The following is an 18545-nucleotide window of genomic DNA, read 5'->3' as shown; positions in this document are numbered from 1 at the left end:
TTTGGATTTTTCCTAGGCTTTTTGTCTATTTAATCATTTGATATTTGCTAAAAAGAAATTAGCTGTAGAATTTTTTAAGATTACCAGTGATTGTTCAATTTGAGGAAAATAAATGGATTGTTTGGACTGGTTGATTAGTCGATTATTTTGGGGATTCGTGAGTGAAAGTATTTGCTGTGAATAGTTAAATAACTCAGTGTTTAGTGTATCCGGCTTAACTGGTGCTAATTTTTTTAAGTAGTGTTGTGTTTTCATAAGTTCTAAAAGAAGCTCTTCCATAGCAGTTTGCATTTCCAACAGTTGATCATTTAGTTGTTTTTGTTGCATTAAGCTTTCAGCAGAGGCATCGTTACTATAAATAGGAGATTCAAGAACAATTTCTTGAATAGAATAGTTTACTCTACGTTGTACTCGATAAGCTAGTACCCAAGCATCACTAGGCAACGTGGTCTCTTCATTGATTAACGCTAGCAAAATAGAGCTGATCGTTTTTGACCAACTATTGATATTTTTACGTAATACTTGACTATGCCATGTTGGGAAAATAAAAAACATAACAAAAGCAATCAGCGCACCAATAATTACATCAAAAACTCTTGTATAGCCTGCAGAACTACCACCTAATGTGAAAGTTAACCAAGTGGTCACACTTAGCATTAGAAATGCTTGACTTAATTTACGGACGGTTTCATACAATATAACTAGCAAACAAGACAATAGCATTGGCCATAAAGGATTTAGGTTTGTTAAGTTAGCAATTAATTGAGACAAAAAGATGCCTAAACAACCACCTAAAATAGAGCCAATAGTTCTTGAAGTGATTTTGCCGAGTGTACCATGATAACCTGGCATAACCATCAAACAACCAGAAATAACTACCCAGAATTCGTGATTAGCTAAAGGCAAAGGGTACATGTAATTAAGTATAAGCGAACAAAAATGACACACTAAACCTGTTAAAGCTAAACGAATTGCGAATCTAGCAGAGCTGCCTTTGTAAGAATGAAGGATCTCTTTGGCTTCTGCAAGTCCTTCTTTTGTGGGTAAGAAAGATTTAAATGAGATTTTTTTAAAGGATTGTTTGTTTTGTATCAAAAGGATTGCTGATTTTATTTCGGTGTTTGCTGAAGCAAATTCTTGAAGAGGCAGGGTTAATTGTTCTCCTTTTAAAAAGAGTAGAATTGCTTTTAAAGCAGGAAGATTTTCAGCTGCATTGGTTGAATCTAACGAGCCTGCAATTGCATCTGCTTGTGAAACCAAGGGATAAATCCATGGTGTTTTTTGATGATTGACCCATGGCATCGTTTCAACAGATTCGCGTACTTTTATTCTGAAATGGACATAGCGTGCGGGTTTTCCTTGTGCTAATAAATATAATTGTTCATATAAATCGGCTACTAATTTTCGTGCTTCATTATTTTGCGGCTTAGAATAAAGACAATAGAACAAACAAAGGATGGACATACCTAAAATTATTGCACCCAGACCTTCAAAAGTTTGACCAATAGACAAATTGCCTTTTAATTGCGCACCAGCTAGTAAAGAAATGGTCCCAAAGAGACATCGAATATACAGACCAATACTAAAGTTTCTTACAATCCCTGAAAAATACAAACCAAGGACGAATAATAAAATAATGAATATACTTGACGACTGTAAAAGTATCCCCAGACTGGCACCAAGAAAAATCATTAAAATACCATCTATGGCACTTCTTTGTGGAGAGCTATGTCGTGGTAAGACACAAATTACAGTGCCCAAAAAGCTACCAACATTTACTAAAACAAAAGCGAAAGGAAAGACTATTGTTAGAACAGCACCAACAGCATTTGCAATAATGATACTAAGAACAAGAGCAAACCAGTTCTGTCTTGTATCAAAAGTTAGTATAGGGCGACTATACGCCCAAGACGATTCTAAGAAAACCTCAAAAAATTTTTTGATAGATAATTTCACAAAACATTCCTTCTTTAAAAATTTATTAGAAGCTAAAAAATTATTCCTCTGCTAGTATACACCTCTAAAATTTTTTTTCAAATTTGCTCTTTTTAAGAAAACTCACAATTATAAGCCAACATTAAGTTTAGCCATATATTTTTGTTGAATAAATTCTGTAAGCTCATGCCAACTTTCTTCATTTTCAATGGAATCTAAGTAGAAAATATCTTGATTAGAAGTAGCTTTTTCGAAGGAATCTGTGATGATGATATCCGCATTTGTGAAGTCTTCGGTAATAGAGATTGCGTTTGTATTATATAAGGAGGATAACCGTGTTTTAATAAAATAATTTGCATAAAAATCTTTGATAATTTGTAAATAGATTCTCACTTGTACTTTTTTTTCGGATACAGACAATGTGTAAAGCAGTTGACTGAGTAACTCTAAATGCGTTTCTTGGTGAACTAATTTTGCCACCGTTCCTTTTATTCGATTAAAGTATGCCACATCTGACGGAGTACAAATTTCTGGCTGCGGTAAATAAAGTGTTAAAAAAGTATAATAATTGCCCTCCGTTAAAAAGTACCAAGCATTAAAAATAGAAAGATAGTAAACGTATTGATAATTATGCTGATTTGTCAGTAAGTAGGCTACTTGCTTAAATAATTTTTTTGATAAGACACAATAAGGATGGTTAGATTCTATAAATAATTTTTCTATTTGTTTCGTTTGCTTTTCCGAAAAGATATAAGGGATAAAAATGCGAGATAAAAAATTAAAGTATAAAATTTCAGTTTTTCTTGTTTTGCATTGAATGTCAGCGAAGGAGTGTTCAAGAAAAAATAAAGTCATATGACTGTATTGATTGATCAGAATAAAAAAAGAATGCAGGTTTTTAGAGTGCGGCATCTTTAAGAAGTTTTGTGCACTTGTTCTAGTTTTAAATATCGCATATAAAATATAAAACGCTCTTTTCTTCATTCGGACATTTTTATAGGATCGTTCAAGAAGTTCATCGGGTAGACTTTTTTTTATTTCTTCAAGACTTATTTTAGAGAAAGGCCAAGCCAATTCTTGAAAGGAATCTTGTAGGAAAATGAAAGAAAACACTCGAATCGATAATTCATTGCCAGTTAATTGATAAATACCCTTAATACTAACGATTACTATATCAAAAATTTTAAAAAAGTTATTCAGTTGTTTCGTGATTTTTACCAGATAATGTTCAGAAATATATAAAACTTTAATTAATTCGTTTTTATCAATGGAAGAATGTGTGACTAATTGTACGCAATAATTAAATTGTACATTGTTTTTTAAAAGATTGAGTTTTAACGTGTAGGCGTATTCGACCGCGCTTTTTCGGTACGCTGGATTTACACAAACAATGCCATTATTGTTAGAGACAATAAAATGTTGGATTTGATAAGTATCCTCGAATTCTTGATTTATTTTTATCAGATTTTCCTTGACCGTTCTTTTTGAAATTTTTAAATTGGAAGAAATTTCATTTAATGACGTATGAGCTCGCTTCACTATATAAAATAAAATTTCTAGCTCATTCGTTAGGTAGGATGGAAACATGTTATGGACCTCCAAAAGTAAAATTTAGGTTCATTGTAGTCTACTTTCTTTAAATTTTTGTATTGATATGTTAACACAAGCGCAATAAGAAGCGGCCATCACAATTAATGTACAGCCTTATACATTAATTGTGTGTGGCAAAGCAATTTCAATGTTGATAAGCTAGCAGTAGTTAGAATAATTATTATTTAGTTTCTAATTCCAAAAAAGGTCAAGGTGAGTAAGCAATGAAAAAAATCAACGAACAATTAAAAATTAAAATGCCAACCTGCAAAAGAAAAAAAAGCATTGCTTATTTCTTTTACTCTTGTCTACTATTGGTAACGATTTCTTGTTTTTTGAGCGTGCATTTTCAAGAATGTGAGGCAGCTTCACTCTATCAAGCGGGAGGGATAGCCATTGATTTGAGAACTGATTTACCTTATGGAATGGAGATAAGCCATGACGATGGTGGTGGTCCTGATGGATCATTTGGAGGAAAATTACACGTAAAATTATCCGGAACAGTGGACACTTCTCATACACAAAAAATTACTGCTCTTGCTTTCGATACCGATGGGATGCAATATGGTCTGATGTTTCATTTACCAGAAAATATAAGTGCAGATAATTTTAAAGCGGCTTATGACAAGGCTTATGCGGATAATCCAGAAAATTTTTATTCAATTAGTGGACAAAAAAATACACGAATATCAATCATCAACACAAAAGGAATGCGGACGTTTAACGGTTTTTCAGAAGATGGTTCACCAGGGTGGGGTGATCCCGAACAAGACTATAGTGGGGTTGATACTGAGCATCAGGTGATGTTTTGTGAACGTGGAGATTCTATTGATTTGTCTCTTGGGAAAATTTATGACATTTGGAGTAATGAACCTGATAAAACTAAAATAACATTTGAGCTTCATTTTGATTTAGATGTGGCAACTTTGATGAAAGATGGCGATTCGAAGGATTATTCCCTCAATAAAAGTTTAACGAAACATCGCTTACCTGTATCAAATGTTTTGTCGGATGGTAATGAGAGTGATCAATTTTTGTTATCGGCAGATTTTTTTGGCCGGACGTATGAATTGGGTAGATTTTCAGATACAACGAATACAGTTAATCATAATATGGTAACGGCTAGTGCAGACATGTGGTTACGTGCGACAAGTTTAGCGGCAGCAGCAAAGCAAGATCCAAATAATTTGAATCATCAAATTATTACTGGAATCACCGGGAAAGTGGCTACTTGGTCTTCTTATATCTCGCCATGGGACAGCGGTGATAAAGACAATCCATTATCCAATTACAATACCCAAGATGCCTCTAAATATCCTGAAATACCTGAAAGCACAACGATGTTACCAGGGGAGTTTTTATCACCAAAGTTTACGATGAACCAAAGACAAGACAATCCGCTTAATTGGACAGATGGGTATGTTGCTCAACGGTTTGCGCGCGTAGTTAATTTTCATACTCACACAGTTGATCCTAAGGCCAATGTGAATGTCTCTTCACAACAGCAAAACGGGTTAACAACTTATTTGTTTAGTGGCAAAGATGGTTGTGGGCTGCCGTTAGTCAATCCGCCAGGAACGGATTCTTCAGAGCCCACAGATAAAACATATATGCGCGTCACAATAGATCCATACCAAGTGCCAAGTTTAGAAAGGGCAGCTTTTGTTAAAGGTCAAACAACATTTCACCCGCAACAAAAGATACCAGTAGAACTAACCGTTAAGGCTCCGACAACTAGAAAAGTTCAGATTGAAGAAAAAATTTCAGGTGCTGCCCAAACTGATTTTCATAAAATTGGGGAGCAAGATTTAAAAAATTTACCAGTCACAGATGATTGCGTTAGTTTTAACTGTTTAGCAGATGCTTTACCAACTTCAGGAGATTACACATTAACATTTAGAATTCTTGATGTTGATGATACATCTAAAAGCTACTCAAATGAGAAAAGTTTAGCTGTGCACATTGATCAAGCGCAAATTAAAGTTAAATCTCAAGATACGATTTATCAATATACTCAATGGCAACCAGAAAGTGAAGTGACTAGCTTACAAACACCAGATGGTAAAAAAGGTGATTTTCGAGGCGTAAGTGTCACCATATATAAACTGGACGGAGAGCAAAAGGTCCCAGTAGATGCGGTGGATACAAAAGTGGTTGGTAAATATGAAATTGATTATAACTACCTAGGATTAGAGGCGCAGACTGCACTAGAAGTCATTCCCTCTTCAGCTCATATTGGTGCACATAACGACAGCTTTTCTGTGGGGACGCCCTTCGATCCAAAACGTCTTTTTGATAGTGCAACAGATAATGATGGGCGGTCCATTCCTTATAGCAAGATAACGATTCGCTATACGCCTGATCAGGTAAACGATGAAGTAGCGGGCGTCTATAAAATTACTTATGATATCTCTAAAATAGTAGGTTTTAGTAAAAGTATTACTGTTGATTGGACCTACTATTACTCTAATCGTCTAGACTTTTATCACTTATCTGAACAACTAATGCCTTTTGAGAACGTAAAATTTAATGGCCAAGATCAAACACAGACATTAAAAAGTTGTGAGATGAACATTGAAGATACGGGGGATCCTAATCGGACAACTGGCTGGCAGCTTGAAGTAGCCTATAATTTAAATGATCAGAAAACACAAGCGTGGAAAGACGCAGGGCTTGATCTCACGCTAAATCCAAAGTCAGTCGATTATGTAACAACTGAGCAAAATATTATGGTTAACGATGAGCAACAATTAGTAGCTGATGTAAGTAACCAATCTATCAAAAATAAAAAAGTTTTGACGAAATTACAATTATTGCCCACATTAACTATTTCAAAAGTCACACCTGCTGATAAATATGAAGCTCAGTTAATTTGGAACTTAGAAGCAACACCGTAAGGGAAGAGGGAATAGCTGTGAAATGGTTTATCTATGATTTATTGTTTGTTGCCTTTATTCTCGGTTTGCCAATTCAAGCACAAGCTGAAGACAAGACAACTGACGCACAAGCTGGCACAAAAGTCATGGTAATAGTGAAAGAGAGTGAGGATATTGTTCCGCATCCCAATGAGCTTATACCGCAGACTAACGATATGCCAACTTCACGAGGACAACCTAATTTTTTACCAAAAACAAACGAGATTACGTCTCAAGAGACGCTTTTAGGAATCGTGGTACTCGGAAGTACATTAATCGTCGGACTTTATAAAGAAAAGAGGAAAAATAATGAATAAAAAAATAATTGGTTTAACTATCACTTTAGGAACAGGGATCTTTTTAATTGGACAACAAACTGTGAATGCGGCTGATAATACCAATACCACAGCGAATGTGTCGGTTTTAGGTGGCGGATTAACCATTACACCATTAGCACAAATTAACTTTGGGACGGTGACAAAAGACGGCCAAGATCATACGCAACCAGATCAAAGCAAGTCGCAACTTATAATTAATGATAATCGTGGGACAACGAATACAGGTTGGTATCTGACAGCGAATTTAGAAGATAAAGGAAAAGGTGTCACTGGCTTAGACGGAATGACACTTCATTTAGACACTAAAAAACCTGACGGATCTTCTGAAAAAGGTACCTTTACGGGCGTTGATTTAACCACAGATGCTTCAACCATTATTTCGCTAGATAAAAGTGATATCCGTTTATCAGACACTGTCACGACAGCCGATTTAAATGCAACGTTAAATATACCTAAAAGTATTGCTGCAAATACCTACTCTGGGACCATCGTCTGGAATGCCATCGATGGAGCACCCGCCTAAGAATTTAACATAAAACGATGTAAGAAAACGAGGCAGATAAATTGAAAAGAATTTTAAAGATACTTTTTATATTGACTATTCTCTGTTTAGGTGGAGCGATGCGTGCCTGGGCAGAGCCGTCTAATACCAATAGTTCAGCAACAATTGACAATGCGAATGCGTATACAGTCACACCCGTTTTCGGAGCAACTCAAAATAACAAAACCAGTAATTTTTTTGATATGACATTAACTCCGAAACAAAAAGATACATTCAAATTAACGATAACCAATACTACGCCGAACCCTCAAAAATTTAAAGTTCAGGTAAATACAGCAACAACAAATAGTAATGGGATAGTTGACTATACAAAAAGTAGCTTTGAAAAAGATCCATCGATGAGTTTGGTACTTAGTGATTTGATTAGTCCCAATAGGAAGGACATTAGTGTTCCTGGTAAACAATCACAAACGATTGATTTTCAAATAACGATGCCAGAAAAGTTATTCTCAGGAATTTTATTAGGTGGAGTGACGATTCGACCTGTAGAGATAGCTGGGGACCAAAGCAAGGGTGGGATTCAAAATGTTTATATGCATACGATTGCTATTCGGGTGAATGAAACAGCAGAGACCATACCTGCAAAATTGGAAAGTGGTTCTGTTAAAATTGGGCAAATTAACCGCCACAATACTGTTTCGATGGAAATTAAAAATCCACAGCGGAAGTTATTGTCAAAAGTCGAAGGAGATTTTTTTGTTAAAGAAAAAGGAACAAACAAAACGATCATTCACGAAAAGAAAAATAATCTTAGTTTTGCACCAAACACAAGGTTTGACCTGCCTATTTTACTGAAAGATTCGTTTAAACCTGGAGACTATACCTATACCATTAAGTTGAAAAACCATGAGGGGAGCTGGACGTTCTCAAAAGATTTCACGATAAACAAAAAGCAAGCTGATCAGTATAATAAGCGTTCTGTTGATCATAAAGTCAAAAACCTTCACTGGCTTAAGTACCTCATGGCCTTTTTAATTCTAGTTATTTTAGGTACCGTCTGCTATATCTTGGGAAAAAAGAAGGGAAAAATGAGGTTATAAAACCTGCCTTTAAAATAGTTGACAATTATGCAGAAAAAATCATGCCAGTATGAATTATCTATGACATAAGGGAAGAATAGCTGTCTAGCAAGGATAAATTGTCAAATTAGCGTTAATTTACGCAAGTCATTGGTGTTCCTTATTTTGGAAAGTAGTATTATACTATTATTGTTCAATGATTCACAATAGAAACAAGGAGGAAAGAACCATGTATAAAGCAATTGTCGCAGCAAAAGGAAAAACAACAAAAATTGTTGAAAAAGAATCGCGTCCATTGAAAGATAATGAAGCGCGGTTGAAAATGGAAGTCTGTGGTGTCTGTCATACGGATTTACACGTTAAGAATGCAGATTTTGGCGATGTTAGCGGTTGTACCTTAGGTCACGAAGGAATTGGGATTGTGACGGAGGTTGGAAAAGACGTTACTAGTTTAAAAATTGGTGATCGTGCATCTGTTGCATGGTTTTATGAAGGCTGCGGGCATTGCGAATATTGTACTTCTGGTCGAGAAACGCTTTGTCGTTCAGTAAAAAATGCTGGATATACAGTTGATGGTGCCATGGCCGAAGAATGCATCGTCACAGACGGTTATGCAGTGAAAGTGCCAGAAAATTTAGCATCAGAGCCAGCTTCCTCTATTACTTGTGCAGGGGTAACAACCTACAAAGCGATAAAAGAATCTGGGATTCGTCCAGGTCAATGGCTAATGATTTCAGGATTAGGTGGGCTAGGTAATCTAGCTTTACAATATGCCAAGCATGTCTTTAATGCAAAAGTAGTAGCTGTTGATGTGAATGATGATCAGTTAGCTTTTGCGAAAGAAATGGGTGCTGATCTTTTAATTAATCCAGTTAAAGATCCTGATTTTGCTGCACAACTTCAAAAAGAAATTGGTGGTGTCCATGCAGCAGTAGTCACTGCGGTAGCTAAATCAGCATTTAATGGCGCAGTCGATGCAGTCCGTGCGGGAGGAACGGTTGTCGCTGTTGGATTGCCTGTTGAGACAATGGATTTATCTATTCCACGTCTTGTTCTTGATGGCATTCACGTAGTCGGATCGTTAGTTGGAACCCGTCAAGATTTAAGCGAAGCTTTCCAATTCGGTGCAGAAGGAAAAGTTGTTCCTGTTTGTCAAACACGCCAACCAGAAGAAATTAATGCTATTTTTGAAGAAATGGAACAAGGAAAAATTCGCGGGCGCATGGTCATTGATTTTCGCAGTTAATTTAGTTTTTAGTGATTCGTTGATTTAATCTGAAAACCATGAAAGGATGGATGGAATGTTTGCGAATCTTACTCTCCGTGAGAGACGACTGCTTAAGCAAGCACAAGTGGGAGCCACAATTAGCTTTATTCTTTTGTTTGTACCAATTCTGACAATCAGTCTTTTGCATACTAGTGACTTATTAGCAAAATGGCTAGGTATAGTTGGGGTAATTATGGTTTTACCATTGTTGTATTTTGCGTGGCAGATTTTAAAGATAGCCTATAAAGATCAAAAAGATAATCCAACGCCTCCTTTGTGGGTTCCGAAAGTTTATGGGATTGGGCTTTCGATCAATCCCTATCACCGGTTTGGAAAGTTAATTTTTATATTGCTAGCGGTACTGATAGTTGGCATCATCATTAGTTTGCTTTTCACACCAGCAAGTCAAATCAATCACTAAAAAACGAGTAATCAACACCCTCTTGCTGAGCAGGAGGGTGTTGATTGTTTTTAAATAGACTAAATTTGAGCAACAGGTATTAGATTTTTGAAAAAAGTCTTTCTTTTTCTGATGTAGATATTTTCGCAATAAAATCATCATTATAAGTGAATTAACAGGTTTATCAAGGGTTAATACTTGTTAATGGTGGCTGCTATAATTAACCGTTGACAAACACAAAAAAACCATCATACGATAATTATGTTATTAAAAAAGTGAAAAATTGGTAGTCAATAAATGAAAACGCATTCATCAGGAAATTGTGATTCTGTACTAAAATTTTTATATAAGATGAAAATGGATTGTTTTCATTTAATAATTTATTGAAAGGATGTGTTTAGGAAGGGGTTACTGAAACTGACTTTCTAACAGTCTCAGTAAACTAAGAAAATCGTTATGACTTTTCATCTGGATAAAACTTTGTTGGGTTTTGGATTTTGTGAGTAATTGTGTCGGAACTATTCTATGGGGAGCAATTTTAAGGAGGAAAAAATGAACAAAGAGTATCAGGGTAAAAAAATTTACGGTAAAAAGCACTGGTTGACATTTTTATTAGTGAGTTCGTCTGTATTGGCGTTCCATTCGTTTGTTACGATGGATTCTCAAGTGGTTGATGCGCAAGAGCAAACAGCAAAAGAAGACGTAGCTGATTCAGCAAAGTCAGTCGGAGCAATTGTGTCGATTGAAAAAGCGGAGAAAAACTTTGTCATTACGTATGCTTCTGGCAAAAAAGCACAAATTAGTATTTTAAACGACCATCTTTTTCGCTATCATCTAGATCCAACTGGTAAATTTGAAGAATATCCAACGCCAAATGATCCAAAGCATGTTGCGAAAATTACGGCTAAAACAATGGCCGACTATGGCACACAAGCCTTTGAGCAAACGAACATCACAGAATCAGGAAACCAATTTATTCTAGAAAATAATGGTTTAAAAATTATATTCGAAAAAAAAGCGCTTTAATGAAGGTTCTAGACAAGAAAAAGAATCAAGTTATTTTAGAAGAAACCGCTCCGCTATCCTTTAAAAATGATAAAGCTACACAAACGTTAAAACAAAGTAGTCAAGAAAATTATTTTGGCGGAGGAACTCAAAATGGTCGATTTACGCATAAAGGAACAGCTATCCAGATTGTCAATACGAACAATTGGGTAGATGGCGGAGTAGCATCGCCTAACCCATTTTATTGGTCAACTGCAGGGTATGGCGTTGTTCGAAATACATGGAAACCTGGCAACTATGATTTTGGAAGTCATGATCCACAAACAACCACAACAACGCACGAAGGAACAGATTTTGATGCTTTTTATTTCTTTAATGATTCCTCAGCAGGTATTTTAAAAGATTACTATGAATTAACCGGGAAACCAGCTTTGATGCCAGAATACGGGTTCTATGAAGCGCATTTAAACGCGTATAATCGGGACTATTGGGTGAAAGTAGCAGAAGGAACCGCGGGAGCAGTTAAGTTTGAAGATGGTAATTTTTACAAAGAATACCAACCAGGCGATCTAGGAAACTTAAATGGCACGCTAGAATCTTTAAATGGAGAAAAAGAGAATTATCAATTTTCTGCACGCGCAGTTATTGATCGATATAAGAAAAACGATATGCCGTTAGGGTGGTTCTTGCCAAATGACGGCTACGGTGCTGGCTATGGCCAAACAGATTCATTGGACGGCGATGTACAAAACTTAAAAGAATTTACAGAGTATGCTCAAGCCAATGGTGTTGAAGTGGGGCTGTGGACTCAATCTAATCTCCATCCAGCGGATCCTAAAAATCCTAAAAAAGGAGAACGGGATATTGCGAAAGAAGTTAGTGTCGCTGGTGTTAAAGCTCTCAAAACTGACGTGGCGTGGGTCGGGTATGGGTATTCCTTTGGCTTAAATGGTGTAGAAGATGCCGCGAATGTTTTTGTAAAAGAAACAGACGGCGCAGTTCGTCCGATGATTGTTTCATTAGATGGTTGGGCCGGAACCCAACGGCACGCTGGTATTTGGACAGGCGATCAAACGGGTGGTCAATGGGAATATATTCGCTTCCATATCCCAACATATATCGGGACTTCGTTGTCTGGACAACCAAATGTCGGTTCAGATATGGATGGAATTTTTGGTGGAAAAAATAAAGAGGTCAACATACGTGATTTCCAATGGAAAACTTTTACACCAGTGCAGCTAAATATGGACGGCTGGGGCTCCAATCCAAAAACGCCATTTGCTTTTGATCAAGAAGCCACAGATTTGAACCGAGCGTATCTAAAATTAAAATCAATGATGATGCCTTATAACTACAGTATTGCCAAGGAATCAGTTGATGGACTACCAATGGTACGGGCCATGGCTTTAGAATTTCCTAATGAAGGAACAGCATATACAAAAGATTCTCAATACCAATATATGTGGGGACCCAATTTACTCGTTGCCCCAATTTATAATGGCAATCAAGATGAGGCAGGAAATTCAATCCGTGATGGAATCTACTTACCAGATGAAAAACAAGTCTGGGTTGACTTATTTACAGGCGAAAAATATCAAGGTGGCCGTGTCTTAAATGGAGTAAAAACACCGCTGTGGAAGGTGCCCGTTTTCGTCAAAGATGGCAGTATTATCCCAATGACGAATCCAAACAACAATCCAAAGGAAATCCAACGGGATCAACGATCTTTCTTGATTTATCCAAATGGCGCCACTTCTTTTAATATGTATGAAGATGACGGAATTTCAACTAGTTATGAAGCTGGGCAATCAGCTACGACTAAAATAAATAGTCAAGGCCCTAAATCAAACGAAAAAGGGGATCTGACCGTTACTATCGAACCGACAAAAGGAAGTTATAGTGGCTTTGTTGATGAACGAAGCACCACGCTTGATTTGCTAGCTTCAGAAGCGCCCGAAAGCGTAACAGCAATGGTGGGGGGAACAGAAGTAACCTTGAAACAAGCAGCTAATAAAGAAGAATTTTTAGCTGGCACAAATCTATATTATTTTGATAAAGAATTCCAAGTGAATCAGTATCTTTCTGAAGCTTCAGGAGAAAAACTGAACCAATCAGCGTTATCAGTAAAACTAGCGAAACAATCTGTGACCGCCAAAGATGTTCAAATAACTGTCAAAGGTTTCATTAATAAAGGAACGGTTGACGGAGGAAATACAACGGTCGATGACCAGTTAACTATTCCGGCAAATGTCGCAATCAATGAAGAAAAAACAACGCCATCTTCTTTGACTCTTCAATGGGATCAAGTAACTGAGGCAACAAGCTATGAAGTAGAGCGTGACGGGACTGTTTTCGGAAATATTCAAACGAATACAGCAACATTTGATGGATTTTCCTTTTTAAGCGAACATACTTTTCGAGTTCGAGCTGTTGGAAAAAACGGGGTCTCTGAATGGAGTGAACCGATTAAAGGAAAAACACAAGATGATCCCTATAAAGAAACAATTAATCAAGTCAAAGCAACAAGTAATTTACCAGAACAACCAGGCGCAGAATTGAAGAAATTAACAGATAAAGATTTGAGTACAGGTTGGCATACGAACTGGTCAACCGGCATCGCTAATCCAAGTGATGGAAATTTCTTGTCTTTAAAATTTGATCTTGGTGCGGAGTATCAAATGGATAAAATTGAATACTTGCCAAGAGACAATGCCGGCAACGGAAATATTTTGCAGCTCCAGTATCGGACGTCGAAAGATGGAGCTAATTGGACAGAGTTTTCAGAACCTATTAACTGGAAGCAAGATGCTTTGACAAAAACCATTGAAACGAAGGACCAAGCGTATCGTTTTGTTGAAATGAAGGTATTAAAATCGGTGGGTAATTTTGGCTCTGGTCGTGAGATGCTCTTTTACAAACAACCAGGAACAGAAGGAATCTTACATGGAGACATTACTAACGATGGAACGATTGATGAAAATGATGCAATGAGTTATCGAAACTATACAGGCTTAGAATCGGTGGACAGTGACTTTAATGGCTATGTTGAAAAAGGTGATTTAAATAAAAATGGGGTAATTGATGCTTATGATATCAGTTATGTTTTACGACAATTAGATGGTGGGATTGAGATACCTGATGTCGAAGAAATTGCGGGCGGTTTATCCCTTGCTGTGGTTAATGAAAATGGCAAGGATACTTATCTTCCTGGCGATACATTAACCTTTACACTTAAAGGTCAAGACTTAAAAAACATTAATGCGTTAAGCACAAAAATGTCCTTTGATTCTAGCAAATTTGAACTTGTCGGTCAGCCTGCAACCACGAATAATACAAAACAAATGGAAAATTATTCTAAATATCGGAAACATTCAAATGATGTGGAGAATCTGTATTTAGTTCTTAGTAATCAAGGAAATAAACAATTGTTAAATGGTTCAATGGACTTAGTTACCTTTAAAGTTAAAGTAAAAGAAACAACTCGCGTAAAACGTGCGACAACTGTTGAGCAGCCATTACAATTTGATATGAGTCAAGGCTTATTAGTGGGCCAAGGATTCCAACAAGCCACACTTTCAGATTTTTCTGTAACGGTGAAGCCAACAGAGCTAGTAGATAAAGAGTTATTACAAGCGCTAATTACGCTAAATCAAGCACGTGTCGAAAAAGAATATACGCCTGAAACTTGGGCAATCTTTAAACCAATCTTAGATGAGGCAGTAGCTGTTCTAGCCAATGAACAAGCCACACAGACAGAAGTTTCTGCTGCTGTGGAAAACCTAGAAAAGGCTGCAAGTCAGTTGGAAAAAATGCCTGATGTAGCGAATAAAGCTGATTTAGAAAAAGCAATTCAAGAGGGGCTGGCGAAGAAACCAAGTGATGGGCAAGAATTCACCGAAGAAACTAAAAAAGTTCTCGAAGAGTCATTAGCAGCAGCTCAAAAAGTATTTGCTCAAGAAAAAGTTACCCAAGAAGAAATAGACCAAGCGACTAAAACATTGCGTGAAGCAATTGCACAATTAAAAGAACAACCCGTCGCCGTTGATAAGGAAACTTTAAAAGAGCAAATCGCTCAAGCCCGAGGAATAAAGCCGGAAGAAGGATACCAATTTACAAAAGAAACAGAAAAACAATTGCAAGAAGCAATTCAAGCGGCTGAAGCAATCGTAGCGAAAGAAACGGCGACAAAAGAAGAAGTCTCAGCGGCTCTAAACGCATTGGAAACTGCAATGGCTCAATTAAAAGAAGTACCCCTTGTAAATAAAGATCAATTACAAGAAGTTGTCAAACGAGCGCAGCAAGTCACTCCAAGTGAAGGGCACCAATTTACTGCCTCCTCGTTACAAGATTTACAAAAAGCGCTTTTAGCAGCTAAAAACACATTGGAAAACCCAGCAGCTAATCAAAAAATGATTGATGAAGCGGTTGCTGAATTAACTAGTGCCATCGATGGGTTACAAGAAGAAGCGTTAGTTACAGATAAAAAAGCCTTAGAGGCAATGATAGCCAAAGCAAAAGCAATCAAACCATCTGCCGGAAAAGAATTTACCAGCGAGTCTAAAGCGCGCTTAACTGAAGCAATTGACCAAGCGGAAGGGATTTTAGCTGATAAAAATGCTCGGCAAGAACAAATTGATACTGCTGAAAAAAATGTAAAAACTGCTTTGGATAGTTTAGAGGAACAAGTCCTTCAAACGGATAAAACAAAGTTGAAAGAACTGCTTCAAAAAGCAGAAACATTGAAACCTAAAGCAGGAAAACAATTTACAAAAGCATCGCAAGAAGCTTTAGCTGAAGCAATTAAACAAGCAAAAGCACTTGTTGAGGACCCAAGTGCGACGCAAGAAGCTGTGGACAAATGTTTAAGTATTTTAGCACAAGCCATTGAAGCAATGGCAGAAGAGCCAATCAGTAGCAACTCTACAGGCAACAATGGAAATCATGGCACGGTTAGCGGGACTGGTAGCGTAACCAGCACAGGAAAGGGCACAGCAACAGGTGGAACGACAACGAAAACCAGCACTTCTGGCACTTTGCCAAAAGCAAATGAAGTTGTTTCGCCAATCTGGTCAATCAGTGGTTTTCTATTGATAGTAAGTATTGGTTTAGGAAAATTATTCTTCAAAAATAAAAAAGACCAAAATTAGCGTATCATTAACTTACAAGGCGCATTTGTACAAAAACAGTGTGCAAATGCGCAAGTAAGTAATAGGAGAGGATTTTTACGAATGAAAAGAAAGAAAATCAAGAATCAACTACTTGTTTTAACAAGTATTCTCGTTCTTCTGAGTTTGGAAGTCGCTCCAGTTGTTACGTTGGCTGCAGAATTACCAAGTAGCTCGCTACAAACAGCTCTGTCCTCGGAAACGACAATTACTTCGGAAGAAAAAGTAATTGAAACAACCAAAACAACCGAAACAACCGAAACAACCGAAACAACTGTTGCTACATCTACAACGTCCACTAGTAGTTCGTCATCTGAATCAAGTAGTTTTACCGATACGACTACCGAATCAACGAGTCATTCAACGACAGAAACGACAACCACAAATACTAGTTCTGAAACAAAAAAAGAACCTACAGAGCCAACGGTATCATCAGAAATCATGCAGCCTGTTGAACAATCGCAACCACCACAAGTTCCTGTGACCAAGCAAGAACCTGAAGAACCTATTCAAGTTCCTGAAGCCACCAATAACGTTGTTGAAGAAAATCAGGCTGTATCGTTAAATCCGTCCCTCAAAGTAGATGAAATAGCTTCTTCAAATTTAAAAGGCTACGAACTTCCACTGTTGTCGTCTTTTGACGAACAGAAACGGGCAGTTGTGGTGGCTGAAGCATTAAGACACATTGGGAAAACAAAAAAAGAATTTAATTTGACGGAGCAAGCATTAACCAGTAGTTTCCTTGCCCAAAAAATTTACCAACAATTATTTAAAATAGACATTGGCAGTACGCCGCAAGAACAAATGACATTTGGTAAAGCTCGTTCTATAGAGGAGGCAGAACCTGGTGATCTGATTTTTTGGCAAACAGCTGAAGGAAAAACGCTTCAAAATGGTGTTTATCTTGGCCAAGGAAAATATTTAATTGCCGCAGCGGAATCGGATTCTAAAGAGAAACCAGAAGTAATCGCTCAGTTAGAGAATATCTATACTGCCAAACAACAACCAGACTCAAAAGAGGAAAAACGCTTGGTAGTGACTAATCCTTTTAAGGAGTTCACATTAACGGAGTATGGTAAAGAAGTTTTAGCAACATATGGTGCGTCATTTGAAATGCAGAAGTCAGAACAAACCACAGCGTTTATTAAAAAAATTGGTGAGACAGCCAGAGAACTTGGCGAAAAATATGATGTTTTTGCATCAGTGATGATAGCTCAGGCTATTTTAGAAAGTGGCTCTGGCGAAAGTCAACTAGCCAAAGAACCTTATTATAATCTCTTTGGCGTGAAAGGTTCGTTCCAAGGAAATAGTGTTAGCTTTTCAACAAAAGAGGCTGATCAGAGGGGCCAACTTTATACAATTTCCGCTGGGTTTCGCGATTACGGTGGCTATAATGACTCACTGCAAGATTATGTTCAATTATTCCGACAAGGGATTGATGGAAACCAAGATTTTTATAAACCGGCGTGGCGTTCGGAAGCCAAAAACTACCTTCAAGCAACGCGTTTTTTAACAGGTAAATATGCAACAGACAAGCAATACGATAATAAATTAAATTCGTTAATTGCGGTTTATAACTTAACGCAATTTGATTTACCAAAAACAGTGGACGGTTTGATTATCCAATCTAAAAATGAGCTGTCGGAAGCGGAACAGCAACAAATGCATTTTCCAGTCTATGATGGGATCAATTATAATCGAAGTGGTAGCTATCCCGTGGGCCAATGTACGTGGTATGTCTATAATCGTTTCAAACAGTTGGGCACTTCTTTGGATGAATTTATGGGAAATGGCAGTGACTGGGGAAGAAAAGGACGTGCATTAGGCTATCAAGTTAGTTCATTGCCTAAAGCTGGTCGTGCGATTAGTTTCCAACCAGGAGTTGCTGGCGCAGATAATCAATATGGACATGTTGCTTTTGTTGAAGCGGTCACTTCTGATGGAATCATTATTTCTGAAAGCAATGTCATCAATGATCAAACGATTTCGTATCGTGTCTTACCTAATGTAATTGCTTATAGTAGTGGCGTGACCTACATTGGCGCTTAATCGACTCATTCAACAGGAAGAAGTGTGGATGTTTAAGTAAAAAATTAGCACAATGATCCATGTGTGAACTAACAAATTAAAATAACCAGAATCGACCAATGAATTGATTTTGTCATGTATAAAATGACAAGAACAGTTTGGCGGTTGATTCTTTGTTTTTCATCAACGAAGAGACAATAGTCCTCATGATTCGTTAGAAAAAGATGAATAGTCCAAAGTACTCTTTCTTGATGCTTTGTTATTTTATGTTTTTGTTTGCAGGAAACTACTGAAATCGCTATACTAAATTTATGTGAATAT

Annotated in this window: 9 protein-coding genes and 1 pseudogene; 8 read left to right on the top strand and 2 right to left on the bottom strand. The window is 37.1% G+C overall.

The genetic code is table 11. The features are described 5' to 3' along the window. Positions 1 to 33: 33 nt before the first annotated feature. Both IGJ24_RS07830 and IGJ24_RS07825 read right to left on the bottom strand, forming a co-directional pair. Positions 34 to 1956, bottom strand: coding sequence for an FUSC family protein (locus tag IGJ24_RS07830; RefSeq protein ID WP_113793632.1), 1923 nt, complete (start codon positions 1954 to 1956; stop codon positions 34 to 36). A gap of 108 nt (positions 1957 to 2064) precedes the next feature. Then, positions 2065 to 3522, bottom strand: coding sequence for a helix-turn-helix domain-containing protein (locus IGJ24_RS07825; protein WP_010822932.1), 1458 nt, complete (start codon positions 3520 to 3522; stop codon positions 2065 to 2067). A gap of 227 nt (positions 3523 to 3749) precedes the next feature. Between IGJ24_RS07825 and IGJ24_RS07820 the strand changes: the two genes are divergently transcribed. The 8 genes and pseudogenes from IGJ24_RS07820 to IGJ24_RS07785 all read left to right on the top strand — a co-directional run bounded on the left by IGJ24_RS07820 (position 3750) and on the right by IGJ24_RS07785 (position 18245). Further along, positions 3750 to 6422: a bacterial Ig-like domain-containing protein gene (locus tag IGJ24_RS07820; protein ID WP_202229514.1), complete on the top strand. Its 2673-nt coding sequence runs from the start codon at positions 3750 to 3752 to the stop codon at positions 6420 to 6422. Further along, entirely contained in the window at positions 6398 to 6757 is a 360-nt protein-coding gene (locus IGJ24_RS07815; protein ID WP_002401395.1) for a hypothetical protein, read from the top strand. Before IGJ24_RS07820 ends, IGJ24_RS07815 begins: the two co-directional genes overlap by 25 nt. Next, positions 6750 to 7301 (top strand): hypothetical protein, encoded by a 552-nt coding sequence (locus tag IGJ24_RS07810; RefSeq protein ID WP_010822930.1) that lies wholly within the window; start codon positions 6750 to 6752, stop codon positions 7299 to 7301. Before IGJ24_RS07815 ends, IGJ24_RS07810 begins: the two co-directional genes overlap by 8 nt. A 98-nt stretch (positions 7302 to 7399) precedes the next feature. Beyond that, positions 7400 to 8380, top strand: coding sequence for a DUF916 and DUF3324 domain-containing protein (locus IGJ24_RS07805; RefSeq protein ID WP_016616293.1), 981 nt, complete (start codon positions 7400 to 7402; stop codon positions 8378 to 8380). 208 nt (positions 8381 to 8588) lie between these two features. Continuing rightward, positions 8589 to 9605, top strand: coding sequence for an alcohol dehydrogenase AdhP (gene adhP, locus IGJ24_RS07800; RefSeq protein ID WP_010707468.1), 1017 nt, complete (start codon positions 8589 to 8591; stop codon positions 9603 to 9605). 46 nt (positions 9606 to 9651) lie between these two features. Then, positions 9652 to 10047, top strand: a complete 396-nt coding sequence (locus IGJ24_RS07795) for a hypothetical protein (RefSeq protein WP_002361986.1) — start codon at positions 9652 to 9654, stop codon at positions 10045 to 10047. 504 nt (positions 10048 to 10551) lie between these two features. Further along, positions 10552 to 16178 (top strand): annotated as a pseudogene (locus IGJ24_RS07790) (TIM-barrel domain-containing protein). A gap of 81 nt (positions 16179 to 16259) precedes the next feature. Then, positions 16260 to 18245, top strand: coding sequence for an amidase domain-containing protein (locus IGJ24_RS07785; protein WP_289865413.1), 1986 nt, complete (start codon positions 16260 to 16262; stop codon positions 18243 to 18245). Positions 18246 to 18545: the final 300 nt, after the last annotated feature.

Origin of the sequence: Enterococcus sp. DIV0546 (genome assembly GCF_051712785.1) — a bacterium.
Taxonomy (GTDB): Bacteria; Bacillota; Bacilli; order Lactobacillales; family Enterococcaceae; genus Enterococcus; species Enterococcus faecalis.
This window is presented reverse-complemented; position numbering and strand designations above follow the sequence as displayed.

Excerpts from the sequence above, each read along its gene's own strand:
- IGJ24_RS07810 (WP_010822930.1), top strand. The coding sequence starts at position 6,750 with ATGAATAAAAAAATAATTGGTTTAACTATCACTTTAGGAACAGGGATC.
- IGJ24_RS07825 (WP_010822932.1), bottom strand. The coding sequence starts at position 3,522 with ATGTTTCCATCCTACCTAACGAATGAGCTAGAAATTTTATTTTATATA.
- IGJ24_RS07805 (WP_016616293.1), top strand. The coding sequence starts at position 7,400 with ATGCGTGCCTGGGCAGAGCCGTCTAATACCAATAGTTCAGCAACAATT.
- IGJ24_RS07820 (WP_202229514.1), top strand. The coding sequence starts at position 3,750 with ATGAAAAAAATCAACGAACAATTAAAAATTAAAATGCCAACCTGCAAA.
- adhP (WP_010707468.1), top strand. The coding sequence starts at position 8,589 with ATGTATAAAGCAATTGTCGCAGCAAAAGGAAAAACAACAAAAATTGTT.
- IGJ24_RS07795 (WP_002361986.1), top strand. The coding sequence starts at position 9,652 with ATGGATGGAATGTTTGCGAATCTTACTCTCCGTGAGAGACGACTGCTT.
- IGJ24_RS07785 (WP_289865413.1), top strand. The coding sequence starts at position 16,260 with ATGAAAAGAAAGAAAATCAAGAATCAACTACTTGTTTTAACAAGTATT.